This is a genomic window from Pseudomonas sp. KH_046_1 (assembly GCF_057839025.1).
Window position 1 is genome coordinate 5,058,080 of record NZ_CM174481.1, and the last position, 13,588, is coordinate 5,071,667.

Sequence of the window (13,588 nt, forward strand, 5' to 3'; positions counted from 1 at the left end):
GCAGAAGCCGGTCGCGGCGCGGGTATTTCAGCGTTTGAAACGGGTTTACTGAATCTGCCCGTGGCAATGCTTGAACTTCTTGCCCGAACCGCAGTAGCACAGCTCGTTGCGACCCAGCTTCTGCTCGTTGCGAACCGGCGCGGCAGCGAGGGCAACATCGACCTCTTCGCCCAACACTTCCGGCTGCTCAAGGCCTGGAGCCTCTTCATGCAGGAACTGCATGCGAGCGGCCAATGCCTCGGCTTCCTGATGCAGGCGCTGCTCTTCTTCGATCGGATCTTCGCGACGAACCTGAACGTGGGACAACACACGGATCGAATCGCGCTTGATCGAATCCAGCAACTCGGAGAACAGGGTGAACGACTCGCGCTTGTATTCCTGCTTCGGGTTCTTCTGGGCATAACCACGCAAGTGGATGCCGTGACGCAGGTGATCCATGGTCGACAGGTGGTCTTTCCACAGGTCGTCCAGTACGCGCAGAACGATTTGTTTCTCGAAGGTGCGCAGCGCTTCGGCGCCCGCCTGGTCTTCTTTTTCGTTGTACGCGGCGATCAGTTCCTGCATCAGCTTTTCGCGCAGGGTTTCTTCGTACAGGTGATCGTCTTCGTCGAGCCATTGCTGGATCGGCAGCGTCACACCGAAATCGCTCTGCAATGCAGCTTCCAGACCGGCCACGTCCCACTGCTCAGGCAGCGATTGCGGAGGAATGTGTGCGCTGACGGTGGCGTCGAGCACGTCCTGACGGAAGTCAGCGATGGTCTCACCGATGTTGTCGGCAGCCAGCAACGTGTTACGCATGTGATAGATCACTTTACGCTGTTCGTTGTTGACGTCGTCGAACTCAAGCAGTTGTTTACGAATGTCGAAGTTACGGCCTTCAACCTTGCGCTGGGCCTTTTCGATGGCGTTGGTCACCATGCGGTGCTCGATCGCTTCGCCAGGCTGCATGCCCAGGGCCTTCATGAAGTTCTTCACCCGGTCAGAGGCGAAGATGCGCATCAGGCTGTCTTCCAGCGACAGGTAGAAACGGCTGGAACCGGCGTCGCCCTGACGACCGGCACGACCACGCAGCTGGTTGTCGATACGGCGCGATTCGTGACGCTCGGAGGCAATCACCTGCAAACCGCCCGATTCGAGCACTTGCTGGTGACGCTTCTGCCAGTCGGCCTTGATCTGGGCAATCTGCTCAGGGGTCGGGTTTTCCAGGGAAGCCACTTCCACTTCCCAGTTACCGCCCAACAGGATGTCGGTACCACGACCGGCCATGTTGGTGGCGATGGTCAGTGCGCCCGGGCGACCGGCCTGGGCAATGATTTCGGCTTCCTTTTCGTGGAACTTGGCGTTCAGTACCTTGTGTTCGATGCCTTCCTTCACGAGCAGGCTGGACATGTGCTCGGAGGTTTCGATGGTGGCAGTACCGACCAGAACCGGACGACCCGCGGCCATGCTTTCCTTGATGTCGGCCACGATTGCCGCGTATTTCTCGTCGGCGGTCAGGAACACCAGGTCGTTGTAGTCCTTACGGGCCAACGGCTTGTTCGGCGGGATCACCATGACCTGCAGGCCATAGATCTGGTGGAACTCGAACGCTTCGGTGTCGGCCGTACCGGTCATGCCGGACAGCTTGTTGTACAGACGGAAGTAGTTCTGGAAGGTGGTCGATGCCAGCGTCTGGCTTTCGGCCTGGATGTTCAGGTTTTCCTTGGCTTCGATGGCCTGGTGCAGGCCTTCGGACAAGCGGCGGCCCGGCATGGTGCGGCCGGTGTGCTCATCGACCAGTACGACCTGACCGTCCTGCACGATGTACTCGACGTTGCGATGGAACAGCTTGTGCGCGCGCAGGCCGGCGTAAACGTGGGTCAGCAGGCTCAGGTTGTGTGCCGAGTACAGGCTCTCGCCCTCAGCCAGCAGGCCGATGCGGGTCAGCGTTTCTTCGACGTACTGGTGACCGGCTTCGTTGAGTTCGACCTGACGGGACTTCTCGTCAATGGTGTAGTGGCCGGCCTTGGTGACTTCGCCTTCCACTTCTTCGACGTGCAACTCAAGCGTCGGGATCAGTTTGTTGACCTCGATGTACAGCTTGGAGCTGTCCTCGGCCTGACCGGAAATGATCAGCGGCGTACGGGCTTCGTCGATGAGGATGGAGTCGACTTCGTCGATCACGGCAAAGTTGAGTTCGCGCTGGAATTTTTCTTCCATGCTGAACGCCATGTTGTCGCGCAGGTAATCGAAACCGAATTCGTTGTTGGTACCGTAGGTGATGTCGGCGGCGTAGGCAGCGCGCTTCTCTTCCGGCGGCTGGAACGGCGTGACAACGCCGACCGTCATGCCGAGGAATTCATACAGCGGGCGCATCCAGTTGGCGTCACGGCGGGCCAGGTAGTCGTTCACCGTCACAACGTGCACACCGTTGCCGGACAGCGCATTGAGGTAAACGCCCAGTGTTGCCACCAGGGTCTTGCCTTCACCGGTACGCATTTCCGCGATCATGCCTTCATGCAAGGTCATGCCGCCGATCAGCTGGACATCGAAGTGGCGCATGCCCATGACACGCTTACCGGCTTCGCGGGCGACCGCAAAGGCTTCGGGCAGCAGTTTGTCGAGGGATTCCCCTTTGGCGATGCGGGCCTTGAACTCGCTTGTCTTGGCACGCAATTGATCGTCCGAAAGGGCCACCATTTGCTCTTCGAAGGCATTGACGAGTTGCACCGTCTTGAGCATGCGTTTGACTTCACGCTCGTTCTTGCTTCCAAAAAGTTTCTTTAACAAAGGCGCAAACATATCGGCAGGATCTTCCACACTAAAGGGATGGAGGGCGGCCCCGTGAGTCGCCCGTGCAGCCCTCATGGCCGCATGCGAACGAGCATTCTACCCGGAAACGATGGAGAGGAAAGTGGCGATATTCCACGATGCTGGCACAGCGCTTTGACGGGGCTCACTTAAAATAAGGGCGTTTTGCTCAACTTCAAGCCGTTCCAGGCAGAAGTTAGTTGTTGATTTAATGGGCAAAGCACCCACAAAAGCAATGGGCGGGTGCATCCGGCGCTTTCTGCTACCATGGCGCCTCTGTTACTTCAGGTGTCTGATCATGGCATTTCGCCCACTTACGGCCAAAGTACCTGCCGTTCTACTACGCGAAGCCAAGCCGCTGAAGGCCATTCTCGGCCACGCTCAACGCCTGGGTCATCTGCAACGTTTGCTCGAAAGCCAATTGCAACCCGCCGCTCGCGAGCATTGCCACGTGGCTTCCTGGCGCGAAGGCAGTTTGTTGCTGATTGTCACCGACGGTCATTGGGCAACCCGCCTGCGCTACCAGCAGAAACGCCTGCAACGACAACTGCAAATGTTCGACGAGTTTGCCAATCTGACCCGGATCCTGTTCAAAGTTCAACCGCCGACCGTTCAGCAAGGTGCGGCCGGGCATACCATGGATTTGTCCAACGACGCGGCAGCGACCATTCAGGCCACGGCCGATGGCATCAGCGACCCGAATTTGCGGGCAGCGCTGGAGCGGTTGGCGGCGCACGCCAAAACCAAATCCTGATACAGAAACCTTGTGGGAGCGGGCTTGCTCGCGAAGGCGGTGTGTCAAACAATATAACGTTGACTGACATGCCCTCTTCGCGAGCAAGCCCGCTCCCACATTGACTGTGTTCGCTCAAGCTACCGGCGTTTTTTGCTGCCCAGCAACGAGCCCATCAAGCCGCGCACCAACTGTCGGCCAATCTGGTTCGCCGCCTGTTGCATCGCCGATTTCAGCGCCTTCCCTGCCGCTGTGCCGAGGAACTCTCCGGCCTGTTCGGTGAAACTCGGTTCCTGCTTGCCCTGCTCCACTTCGGGCTCAGGTGCCAGTCCCTTGCGTCCCATCAGCACTTCATAGGCCGAGTCACGGTCAATCGGCTTGTCATAACGCCCCTGCAACGGCGATCCGGCAATCAACGCCGTGCGCTCGGTTTCGCTCAAAGGCCCGATCCGCGATTGCGGCGGTGCCACCAGCACCCGCTGGACCATTGCCGGCGTGCCCTTTTCCTGCAGGGTGCCGACCAGCGCCTCACCGATCCCGAGTTCGGTCAACACCGACAACGCATCGAACGCAGGATTCGGCCGGAAACCTTCGGCCACCGCACGCAGGGACTTCTGCTCCTTGGCGGTGAACGCACGCAGACCGTGCTGGATGCGCAAGCCCAACTGCGCCAGCACATCGTCCGGCAGGTCACCCGGCGACTGGGTAACGAAATACACACCCACGCCTTTCGAACGAATCAGCCTCACGACCTGCTCCAGACGATCACGCAATGCCTGGGGCGTGCCGTTGAACAACAAGTGGGCCTCGTCGAAGAATAGCGCCAGCAACGGTTTGTCGGCATCGCCACGCTCCGGCAACTGTTCGAACAGCTCAGCCAGCAGCCACAGCAGGAACGTCGCGTAGACTTTTGGCGCTTCATGCACCAGGCGACTGGCATCGAGCAAATGAATGCGCCCACGGCCATCCGCCGTGGGTTGGAGGATGTCTTCGAGTTGTAGCGCCGGCTCGCCGAACAGGGCTTCGGCGCCCTGTTGCTCCAGGGTCGCCAGTCGTCGCAGTAGCGCCTGGCTGGAGCCGGTGGTCATCAATGCCGCATCGTCGCCCAGCAACAGGGGGTTGTCCCGCAGGTGATTGAGCAACGCCTTCAGATCCTTGAGATCGAGCAGCAACAGGCCTTCGCGATCCGCCACCTTGAACGCGGCGTACAGCGCCGACTGCTGACTGTCTGTCAGTTCCAGCAGGCTGCCCAGCAGCAGCGGCCCCATTTCACTCAAGGTTGTGCGTAAAGGATGACCGGACTGACCGTGTATGTCCCACAACGTCACTGGATAAGCCTGAGGCCTGTGATTAAGCCAGGGCATCCCGGCAATCCGCTCGGCGATCTTGCCCTGGGGGTTGCCGGCGGCGCCAAGGCCGCACAGGTCACCCTTGATGTCGGCGGCGAACACCGCCACGCCGGCATCGCTGAAGGCTTCGGCCATTCGTTGCAAAGTGACGGTCTTGCCGGTGCCGGTCGCGCCCGCGATCAAACCGTGGCGGTTCGCCAGGCGCATGGCCTGGGCAATCGGCTGCCCTTCGAGATCGGCGCCGATAACGAGTTGCAATGAGTCAGGCATTTGGTCACCCATGATTAATCTTTGGTCCTACACGGCCGATAGAGATAACGACAAAGCAGTCAGACACGATCTGGTCGGAAATTTCCCTAAGGAGAGTCGGAAAATTCACTTGCTTTCAACCTTGCCCGTTGTGCGCCCCTTTATAAAAGCACGCGCTGGACATTAAGACCTTAGCGGAACCCCAAGCCATGAACAAAAATCTGCGTTTCAGCCATAAAATCCTGCTTGCCGCCGCCCTCATTGTGATTGCCGCCTTCGCCTCATTCACCCTGTACAACGACTATTTGCAGCGCAACGCCATCCGCGATGACCTGAAAAATTATCTGCAGCAAATGGGCGCAGTGACCGCCAACAATATCCAGACCTGGTTGAACGGGCGCAGCCTGCTGATTGAAAACCTGTCACAAACTGTCGCGCTCAACCCCGACGCCGACAACATTTCCAGCCTGCTTGTACAAAAAGCCGTGACCTCGACCTTCATGGGCGCCTACCTCGGCAGCAAGGATGGCTCTTTCATCATTCGCCCGGACAGCAAGATGCCCGATGGCTATGACCCGCGAGCACGCCCCTGGTACAAGAGCGCGCAAGGCAGCAGCGGTTCGGCATTGACCGAGCCTTATATCGATCTGGCCTCCGGCCAACTGGTGATTTCCATTGTCGACAGCGTTATCAAGGACGGCCAGAACATCGGCGTGGTCGGTGGCGACCTGAGTTTGCAGGTGATCGCCGACAGCCTTGGCACGCTGGATTTCAACGGCATCGGTTATGCCTTCCTGGTCAGTTCCGACGGCAAGATCCTGGTGCATCCCGACAAAGCGCTGGCGATGAAGACGTTCAAGGATGTCTACCCGCAAGACACGCCGGCCATCAGCAGCGCAATCAGCGAAATCCAGGTCGACGGCAAAACCCGCATCGTGACCTTCACCCCGATCAAAGGCTTGTCGTCGGTCAACTGGTACATCGGTCTGTCGGTCGACAAGGAAAAAGCCTACTCGATGCTCAGCGAATTCCGCACCTCGGCGGTTGTCGCGACCATCATTGCCGTGGCCATCATCATCGCCCTGCTCGGCATGCTGATTCGCATCCTGATCCAGCCGTTGCACGTCATGACCCGCGCCATGGCCGACATCGCCGACGGCGAAGGCGACCTGACCAAGCGCCTGACCATCCAGAACAATGACGAGTTCGGTACCCTCGGCACCGCGTTCAACCGTTTCGTCGAGCGCATTCACGGCTCGATCCGCGAAGTGTCCTCGGCCACCGGGCAAGTCAACGAAGTGGCATTGCGCGTAGTGGCCGCTTCCAACTCGTCGATGTTCAACTCCGACCAGCAAGCCTCGCGCACCAGCAGCGTGGCGGCCGCCATCAACCAGCTCGGCGCCGCCGCCCAGGAAATTGCCCGTAACGCCGCTCAGGCTTCGAGCCAGGCCAGCGATGCCCGCAGCCTGGCCGAAGACGGCCAGCAAGTGGTGGACCGCAGCATCGTGGCGATGAATCAACTGTCGAGCATGCTCAGTGCATCGAGCTCCAATATCGAATCGCTGAACAGCAAAACGGTGAACATTGGGCAGATTCTCGAAGTGATCACCAGCATTTCCCAGCAAACCAACTTGCTGGCACTCAACGCCGCGATTGAAGCCGCGCGCGCCGGTGAAGCCGGTCGCGGGTTTGCCGTGGTGGCGGACGAGGTGCGCAACCTGGCACACCGCACGCAGGAATCGGCGCAACAGGTGCAAACCATGATCGAGGAGCTGCAGGTCGGCGCCCGGGAATCGGTCAGCACCATGAGCGACAGTCAGCGCCACAGCCAGGACAGCGTGGAAATCGCCAACCTCGCGGGCGAGCGCCTGAACAGCGTGACGCTGCGTATCGGTGAAATCGACGGCATGAACCAGTCGGTAGCCACCGCGACCGAGGAACAGACCGCCGTGGTGGAGTCGATCAACGTCGACATCACCGAGATCAACACGCTGAACCAGGAAGGTGTGGAAAACCTGCAATCGACCTTGCGCGCGTGTTCGGACCTTGAGCAGCAGGCGGCGCGGTTGAAGCAGTTGGTAGGCAGTTTCCGTATCTAGCACCTGAACTGGCCCCATCGTCGGAACGCCGCCCGGAGCCGGCTCGCTCCCACAGGGATCTTTGTCGCACTGGAGATCTACTGTGGGAGCGAGCCTGCTCGCGATAGCGGCCTGCCAAACACTACACCCCCCCCCCCCGCTGACGCCCCCACCCGCACAACCCCCAACCGAACATCTATCCTTCATATAGGTCAACCAAAGGAGTACCAGGACCGGAGGATCGTTCATCGTGCATATCGCTGACATCACCATGTTCTACGCCCCTGCCAGCGGTGGCGTGCGCACTTATCTGGATGCCAAGCACCGTCGCCTGGGCATCAAACCGGGCATTCGCCACAGTTTGTTGATTCCCGGATCTTCTTTTGGCGAGCAGGATGGCATTTACACCGTTCCGGCACCTGCCCTGCCCTTCGGCAAGGGCTATCGCTTCCCTCTGCGTCTCGCGCCCTGGCGCAATGTCCTGCAAGACTTGCAACCCGATCTGATCGAAGTCGGCGACCCCTACCTCACCGCATGGGCGGCGCTGGATGCGCGGCGGCAACTCGACGTACCGGTCATCGGCTTTTATCACTCGGACCTGCCGCTGCTGGTCAGCAACCGCATGGGCCATTGGGTGACCAACAACGTCGAGGCTTATGTGAGCAAGCTCTACGGCAACTTCGACCGGGTTCTGGCGCCCAGCCGGGTCATGGCCGACAAGCTCACCGGGCTTGGGGTCAGGAATGTCTTCGTGCAGCCGCTCGGTGTCGACCTGCAAACCTTCAATCCCGATGCCAGAGACCCCGGGCTGCGGGCCAAACTGGGCCTGGACGAAAACACCCGCCTCTTGATCTTCGCCGGGCGCGGTTCCAAGGAAAAAAACCTGCCGGTGCTGCTCGACTGCATGAAGCGCCTGGGCCGACGCTATCACCTGCTGCTGGTTGGCTCGTCGATGCCCACGGCCGTGCCGTCCAACGTGACGGTGATCGACGAGTTCTGCCCGGCCGTACAAGTTGCCCACCTGATGGCCAGTGCCGATGCACTGTTGCACGCCGGCGATCAGGAAACCTTCGGCCTGGTGTTACTCGAAGCCATGGCCAGCGGTATACCGGTGGTGGCCGTGGCGGCCGGGGCCTTCGAGGAAATCGTCACCGATGACTGCGGCCTGCTCTGTGCGCCGAACAATCCCGCCGCGATGGCCACCGCCGTTCGAGAGCTGTTCGGGTCGGGCAGCGTAGCGCTGGGCCGACAAGCGCGATTGCATGTCGAACGGCATTACGCCTGGGATACGGTGGTCAACAGCCTGTTGCGGCACTATCACGCCGTGCTCGGCAGCCAATGGCCGCTGACAGCCAATGGTTGAGTCCATGAACAGTCCCGCTTTACTGCTGGTACTGCACGACGTGGCGCCACCCACCTGGGCCGATTACCAACCGTTCGTCAAAGCCGTCGACGCCTTGGGTGGCGTGCCGATCACCTGGCTGGTGGTACCGGATTTCCACAAACACAACAATCTGGACGCCCATCCGCAATTTCGCCGCCAGCTCAGTGCCAGGGTTGCCCGGGGCGACGAACTGGCACTGCATGGCTATTTCCATTGCGACGACGGACCGATGACCAGCAATCCCCGCGACTGGTTCATGCGTCGGGTCTACACCCACGAAGGCGAGTTTTACCGTTTGTCGCAGGAAGCCGCCCTCGCCCGCCTGCGTTCGGGCATCGAGATGTTCCACCGGCATGACTGGCCGCTGGAAGGGTTCATCGCCCCGGCCTGGCTGATGAGCCATGGCACTCGCCAGGCATTGCGCCAATTGCCGCTGAGTTACACCAGCGACTCGCAACATTTATACCGGCTACCGGATTTCATCGCGTTCGAGGCACCGGGGCTGGTCTGGAGTGCGCGCAGTGCCTGGCGCCGGGGTGTATCGAAGCTCGTCAGCGACCGGCGTGAACAACGCTGGCAGCACGCCCCGGTGATTCGCCTGGGCCTGCACCCGGTGGACATGCGCCATGAGTTCTCGCGTCGATACTGGCTACAAACCCTCGAACGCCTGCTCGACAACGGACGGGTGCCAATGACCAAGACCCACTGGCTGGCGCTGCAAAACGACCGACTGGGCCGTGCCGCCTGAGTCGCGCTCTTGCTGCAACTGCTCCCACAACTGCGCGGCATCAGGAAACTCCGTACCGGTTTCAGGCCCCATGTCATCCGGATCGTAGCGGCTCAGGCAACCCTCGCCCAGCGTGGCGGGAGCCTTGGATGTAGCTTTGTCCAGTGGATCGGCCATGGTCATGTCCTCGGTGCAGAAACGGCGAAGGGCCTGAAGCGATTGAACGCCCAGGCCCTTCGAATTTCAACTGTGCCGCAGGTCCGTCAGAAGACGACGGTTTTGTTTCCGTGCACCAGCACGCGGTCTTCCAGGTGATAACGCAGGCCACGGGCCAGCACCATCTTCTCGACATCACGGCCGAAACGCACCATGTCTTCGATGCTGTCGCTGTGGCTGACGCGCACCACGTCCTGCTCGATGATCGGGCCGGCATCCAGCTCTTCGGTCACATAGTGACAGGTCGCGCCGATCAGCTTCACGCCACGCAGGGAGGCCTGGTGGTACGGCTTGGCACCGACGAACGACGGCAGGAAGCTGTGGTGAATGTTGATGACCTTGTGCGCGTATTCGCTGCACAACTCGGGCGGAAGGATCTGCATGTAGCGGGCCAGCACCACGACTTCGGCATCGTGCTGTTTGACCAGGCGCGAAACCTCGGCGAAAGCCGGCTGCTTGTCCTGCGGATTGACCGGGACGTGGTAGTACGGGATACCGTGCCACTCCACCATGCTGCGCAAGTCATCATGGTTGGAAATCACACAGGAAATTTCGCAGTCCAGTTCATCGCTGTGCCAGCGGTGCAGCAAGTCGGCCAGGCAGTGCGACTCGCGGCTGGCCATCAGGACCACGCGTTTCTTTTGCTCGGTATCGGTGATGCGCCAGTCCATCGAGAACTCTTCGGCGATCGGGGCAAAGGCTTCACGAAACGCTTCGATACCAAAAGGCAGGGAGTCGGCACGGATTTCGTGACGCATGAAGAACCAGCCACTGAGATTGTCCGAGTGATGGCTCGCTTCAGTGATCCAGCCGTTGTGTGATGCCAGAAAGTTACTGACTTTGGCAACGATGCCAACACGGTCCGGGCAAGAAATCACCAGACGAAAAGTGCGCATGAGGGGGAAACTCCAGAACTTCGCAAAGGCCGCCATTCTAGCGATTGCGCAGCAAAACTGCAGTATTGTTGACGTTTCGCCCTGCCGGAAGGTCGGTGCGGCAGGGCGGACAGCACCAGTGCCTGTTCGCCCGGACGCTCTAGCGGTGCAGGTCAATTGTTAATTTATGTATATCCGACAGACAATAACTGCATTACCAATGTGCGCCAAAACCACAGCAACTAAATTAAATAAAGTTGGCTTAAATGTTTACTTGATGAAACACCGTGACTATTATTGCCGCACTGTCACCTGCCATCCAGCGTACAACATAAGGTAGTCCACATGTCCTTGATCAACGAATACCGTGCCACCGAAGAAGCTATCAAAGAGCTGCAAGCCCGTTTGAAGAACCTGTCCCAAGACGACAAACTGCAAACCGAGCTGGAATTCGAAGGCAAACTGCGCACCCTGATGGGTGAGTACTCCAAGTCCCTGCGTGACATCATCGCGCTGTTGGATCCAGAATCCAAAACCAAGGCACCACGCGGCGGTGCTGTGAAAACTACCGGCACCAAGCGTGCTCGCAAAGTTAAACAATACAAAAACCCGCACAACGGTGAAGTCATCGAAACCAAAGGTGGCAACCACAAGACTCTGAAAGAGTGGAAAGCCAAGTGGGGCGGTGACGTGGTAGAAGGCTGGGCTACCCTGCTGGGCTAAGCCTCAGAGCTTGTCGCAGACGGATCCGTGACAAAAAATAACGCCAGCAAATGCTGGCGTTTTTTTATGCGCGGTGTTTAAGCCCTGGCATGTTCGATTTCAAAGATGCAAACGCTGGCGCAATCCCTGGACATAATCCTGCCACTCACTGAGCACCCCCTGCTGAAACGGAGTAGCACTAACGCTCAATTGGGCCGCGGCTTCTACAAAACATTCAAGGGTATTTGGCGCCCCCCACTCCGGTTCTGACAAACGTTTCTGACAGAATATTCGCCAGCGTTCTTGCTCCTCGGAATTCAGCGTCTCGGGAAAGTTGCGTGCGCGATATCGAAACAGCAATTCAGGCAAACGCTCGTCATCGAAAGGCCACTGCTCTTGTGCCAATTGCATCGGGTCAACGGTTCTGACTTGTTCACACAATCGCCGATCCCGATCACCGATAAATCCATCATATAACTGTTGCTCCGGATCCTGGCTCGGGGAAAAATCTTCGCGGGCATAAATCGCCAGGATTTTATCCAGCCAAACTTTCTGCGCGTCATTTAGCCGCAACACCCGCTGCTGATATAGCGCCATATCCAGGCCCAGGCGTTGCTGGTCTTCTTTGCGAAGTACCGACAACGGTGCCACCACCGGGCACTTGTTGATGTGAATCAGCTTCAACGGCACCGGCAACTCGCCTTCGGCCAGTTCGTCGCGGCGGGTATACAAGCGCTGGCGCAAACTTTCGGCATCCAGGTCGAGCAAGCCCTGGGGATCGAGGTGCAGATCACAGACAATCAGGGCGTTCTTGTTGCGCGGGTGCCAGGCCAGCGGCAACACCACCCCCACATAGTTGCGCGCGGCCGAAAAACGTCCGGAAACATGCACCAGCGGTTGCAGCAGGCGTATCTGGTCCATGACTTTCTGCTTGCTGCGCAGTTGAAACAGCCAGTCGTACAGCTTTGGCTGTTTTTCCCGTATCAGGCGCGCCAGGGCGATCGTCGCGCGAACGTCTGACAGCGCTTCGTGGGCATTGCCATGATCGATGCCGTTGGCAGTGGTCAGGCGTTCGAGCTTGAGCGTGACCCGCCCCTCGTCATCGGTCGGCCAGACCAGGCCATCGGGGCGCAAGGCATAGGCGGCGCGCACCACATCGATCAGGTCCCAGCGGCTGTTGCCGCCCTGCCACTCCCGCGCATACGGGTCGAAAAAGTTTCGGTACAGACTGTAGCGGGTCATCTCGTCATCGAAACGCAAGGTGTTATACCCCGCGCCACAGGTACCGGGCGCCGCGAGCTGGGCATGCACCCGGGTCATGAAATCGGCTTCGCTCAAGCCTTGCGCCTGCAGTTGCCCGGGGGTGATTCCGGTGATCGTGCAGGCAGCCGGATGCGGCAGGATGTCATCACTGGGCTGGCAGTAAAGATTGACCGGCTCGTCGATTTCATTGAGATCGAAGTCCGTGCGCAGGCCGGCCATTTGCAATGGACGGTCGCAACGGGGATTGATGCCAGTGGTTTCGTAGTCGTACCAGAAGATGGAGGTCACGGGCGATTCCTGAACTGAAGATCGGCAAAGTCTAGGCGTTCACCTCCCGCCCCGGCCAGTAATCTTGTCATTCAAGCAGCTTGCCCGGCTCACCATGCAATACATAGTTATGTCGTTCCCCCCCGCCCCCGTCCCTCGAATAGGCTGCTAGCATCGAATGGATACACAATCCCGAATAAGGCCACATCATCAGGTTGCCCATGCTCGAGACCACAGCACTGCCAGGGACTGCGCCGCTGTCACCGCCGCTGGATACGCGGTACCAGGTCGAAACGCCGGAGGGCGTCGACCTGCCACTGCGCCCGGCCGGGTTGATGGTCCGTGCGCTGGCATTCTCCATCGATCTTGGATTGCGCGGCCTGGTCCTGGGCGTACTGTTCATTGCACTGGCGATGCTCGGCAAACTGGGGGCCGGACTCGGCTCGATCCTGCTGTTCGTGGTGAGCTGGTGGTACATGGTGCTGTTCGAGGTGTTGAACCACGGCCGCTCGCCGGGCAAGCAATGGATGGGCTTGCGGGTGGTGCACGACGATGGCACCCCGGTCGGCTGGTCCGCGTCGCTGCTGCGCAACCTGCTGCGCGTTGTCGACCTGCTGCCGTTCGGTTACTTCCTCGGGGCCATCAGTTGCCTGCAACATCCCCACTTCAAGCGCCTCGGCGATATCGCCGCCGGGACTCTGGTGATCTACCGCGAACAATCGCACACCCGTCCCCAGCTTCCCGAAGCCCAGCCGCGTCGCCCGGCCTTTGTCCTGACACTCACCGAGCAACGGGCCATCCTCGGATTTGCCGAGCGCCAGGGTGAACTCTCCGAAGCGCGGGTCAATGAACTGGCTTCGATTCTTGCCCAACCCTTGCAAGTCCAGCCCCCGCAGGCGGTGACCGAGCTCAACGGCATCGCCCGCGGCTTGTTGGGGCCGGCATGAAGCAAAGC

General features: G+C 59.6%; 10 protein-coding genes and 1 pseudogene. 7 read left to right on the forward strand and 4 right to left on the reverse strand.

Features of this window, described 5'->3' with window-relative positions; translation table 11 throughout:
* Positions 1-45: 45 nt before the first annotated feature.
* Positions 46-2,781 carry a preprotein translocase subunit SecA gene (gene secA, locus AC3IT9_RS23170; RefSeq protein ID WP_489271113.1) on the reverse strand — a complete coding sequence of 912 codons (2,736 nt, stop codon included), beginning with the start codon at positions 2,779-2,781 and terminating at the stop codon, positions 46-48.
* A 307-nt stretch (positions 2,782-3,088) separates the two neighbouring features.
* On the opposite strand from secA, the gene AC3IT9_RS23175 reads away from it, so the two are divergent.
* Complete coding sequence (locus AC3IT9_RS23175) at positions 3,089-3,544, forward strand: DUF721 domain-containing protein (protein WP_057713506.1); 456 nt, start codon at positions 3,089-3,091, stop codon at positions 3,542-3,544.
* Between the two features lie 119 nt (positions 3,545-3,663).
* Here AC3IT9_RS23175 and AC3IT9_RS23180 read toward each other — a convergent pair whose 3' ends face one another.
* Positions 3,664-5,142 (reverse strand): helicase HerA-like domain-containing protein, encoded by a 1,479-nt coding sequence (locus tag AC3IT9_RS23180; RefSeq protein ID WP_489271114.1) that lies wholly within the window; start codon positions 5,140-5,142, stop codon positions 3,664-3,666.
* Positions 5,143-5,330: 188 nt separating this feature from the next.
* Between AC3IT9_RS23180 and AC3IT9_RS23185 the strand changes: the two are divergent.
* From AC3IT9_RS23185 to gpgD, 4 genes and pseudogenes are all read left to right on the forward strand, one after another.
* Positions 5,331-6,362, forward strand: a pseudogene (locus tag AC3IT9_RS23185) (HAMP domain-containing protein); the annotation flags it as partial.
* Between the two features lie 93 nt (positions 6,363-6,455).
* Complete coding sequence (locus tag AC3IT9_RS23190) at positions 6,456-7,220, forward strand: methyl-accepting chemotaxis protein (RefSeq protein WP_412072454.1); 765 nt, start codon at positions 6,456-6,458, stop codon at positions 7,218-7,220.
* A 229-nt stretch (positions 7,221-7,449) separates the two neighbouring features.
* The gene (gene gpgS, locus AC3IT9_RS23195; protein WP_489271115.1) at positions 7,450-8,562 is read left to right on the forward strand and encodes an N-acetylglucosaminyl phosphatidylglycerol synthase; all 1,113 of its coding nucleotides are present in this window, start codon (positions 7,450-7,452) and stop codon (positions 8,560-8,562) included.
* On the forward strand, positions 8,555-9,331 hold the full coding sequence (gpgD, locus tag AC3IT9_RS23200) for an N-acetylglucosaminyl phosphatidylglycerol deacetylase (RefSeq protein WP_150754462.1): 777 nt from the start codon (positions 8,555-8,557) through the stop codon (positions 9,329-9,331). Before gpgS ends, gpgD begins: the two co-directional genes overlap by 8 nt.
* Positions 9,332-9,573: 242 nt before the next feature.
* On the opposite strand, the gene purU is transcribed toward gpgD, so the two are convergent.
* Complete coding sequence (gene purU / locus AC3IT9_RS23205; RefSeq protein ID WP_007993692.1) at positions 9,574-10,422, reverse strand: formyltetrahydrofolate deformylase; 849 nt, start codon at positions 10,420-10,422, stop codon at positions 9,574-9,576.
* Positions 10,423-10,746: 324 nt separating this feature from the next.
* Between purU and mvaT the strand changes: the two genes are divergently transcribed.
* Positions 10,747-11,124, forward strand: a complete 378-nt coding sequence (gene mvaT, locus AC3IT9_RS23210) for a histone-like nucleoid-structuring protein MvaT (protein WP_007933316.1) — start codon at positions 10,747-10,749, stop codon at positions 11,122-11,124.
* A gap of 99 nt (positions 11,125-11,223) precedes the next feature.
* On the opposite strand, the gene sbcB is transcribed toward mvaT, so the two are convergent.
* Positions 11,224-12,654 (reverse strand): exodeoxyribonuclease I, encoded by a 1,431-nt coding sequence (gene sbcB, locus AC3IT9_RS23215; RefSeq protein ID WP_489271116.1) that lies wholly within the window; start codon positions 12,652-12,654, stop codon positions 11,224-11,226.
* 200 nt (positions 12,655-12,854) lie between these two features.
* Here sbcB and AC3IT9_RS23220 point away from each other — a divergent pair, with 200 nt between their 5' ends.
* The gene (locus AC3IT9_RS23220; protein WP_150726729.1) at positions 12,855-13,580 is read left to right on the forward strand and encodes an RDD family protein; all 726 of its coding nucleotides are present in this window, start codon (positions 12,855-12,857) and stop codon (positions 13,578-13,580) included.
* Positions 13,581-13,588: the final 8 nt, after the last annotated feature.

What these genes read in the sequence shown, in the direction of transcription:
- mvaT (WP_007933316.1), top strand. Translation starts at nt 10,747, where the DNA reads ATGTCCTTGATCAACGAATACCGTGCCACCGAAGAAGCTATCAAAGAG.
- gpgD (WP_150754462.1), top strand. Translation starts at nt 8,555, where the DNA reads ATGGTTGAGTCCATGAACAGTCCCGCTTTACTGCTGGTACTGCACGAC.
- AC3IT9_RS23180 (WP_489271114.1), bottom strand. Translation starts at nt 5,142, where the DNA reads ATGCCTGACTCATTGCAACTCGTTATCGGCGCCGATCTCGAAGGGCAG.
- secA (WP_489271113.1), bottom strand. Translation starts at nt 2,781, where the DNA reads ATGTTTGCGCCTTTGTTAAAGAAACTTTTTGGAAGCAAGAACGAGCGT.
- purU (WP_007993692.1), bottom strand. Translation starts at nt 10,422, where the DNA reads ATGCGCACTTTTCGTCTGGTGATTTCTTGCCCGGACCGTGTTGGCATC.
- AC3IT9_RS23175 (WP_057713506.1), top strand. Translation starts at nt 3,089, where the DNA reads ATGGCATTTCGCCCACTTACGGCCAAAGTACCTGCCGTTCTACTACGC.
- AC3IT9_RS23190 (WP_412072454.1), top strand. Translation starts at nt 6,456, where the DNA reads ATGTTCAACTCCGACCAGCAAGCCTCGCGCACCAGCAGCGTGGCGGCC.
- AC3IT9_RS23220 (WP_150726729.1), top strand. Translation starts at nt 12,855, where the DNA reads ATGCTCGAGACCACAGCACTGCCAGGGACTGCGCCGCTGTCACCGCCG.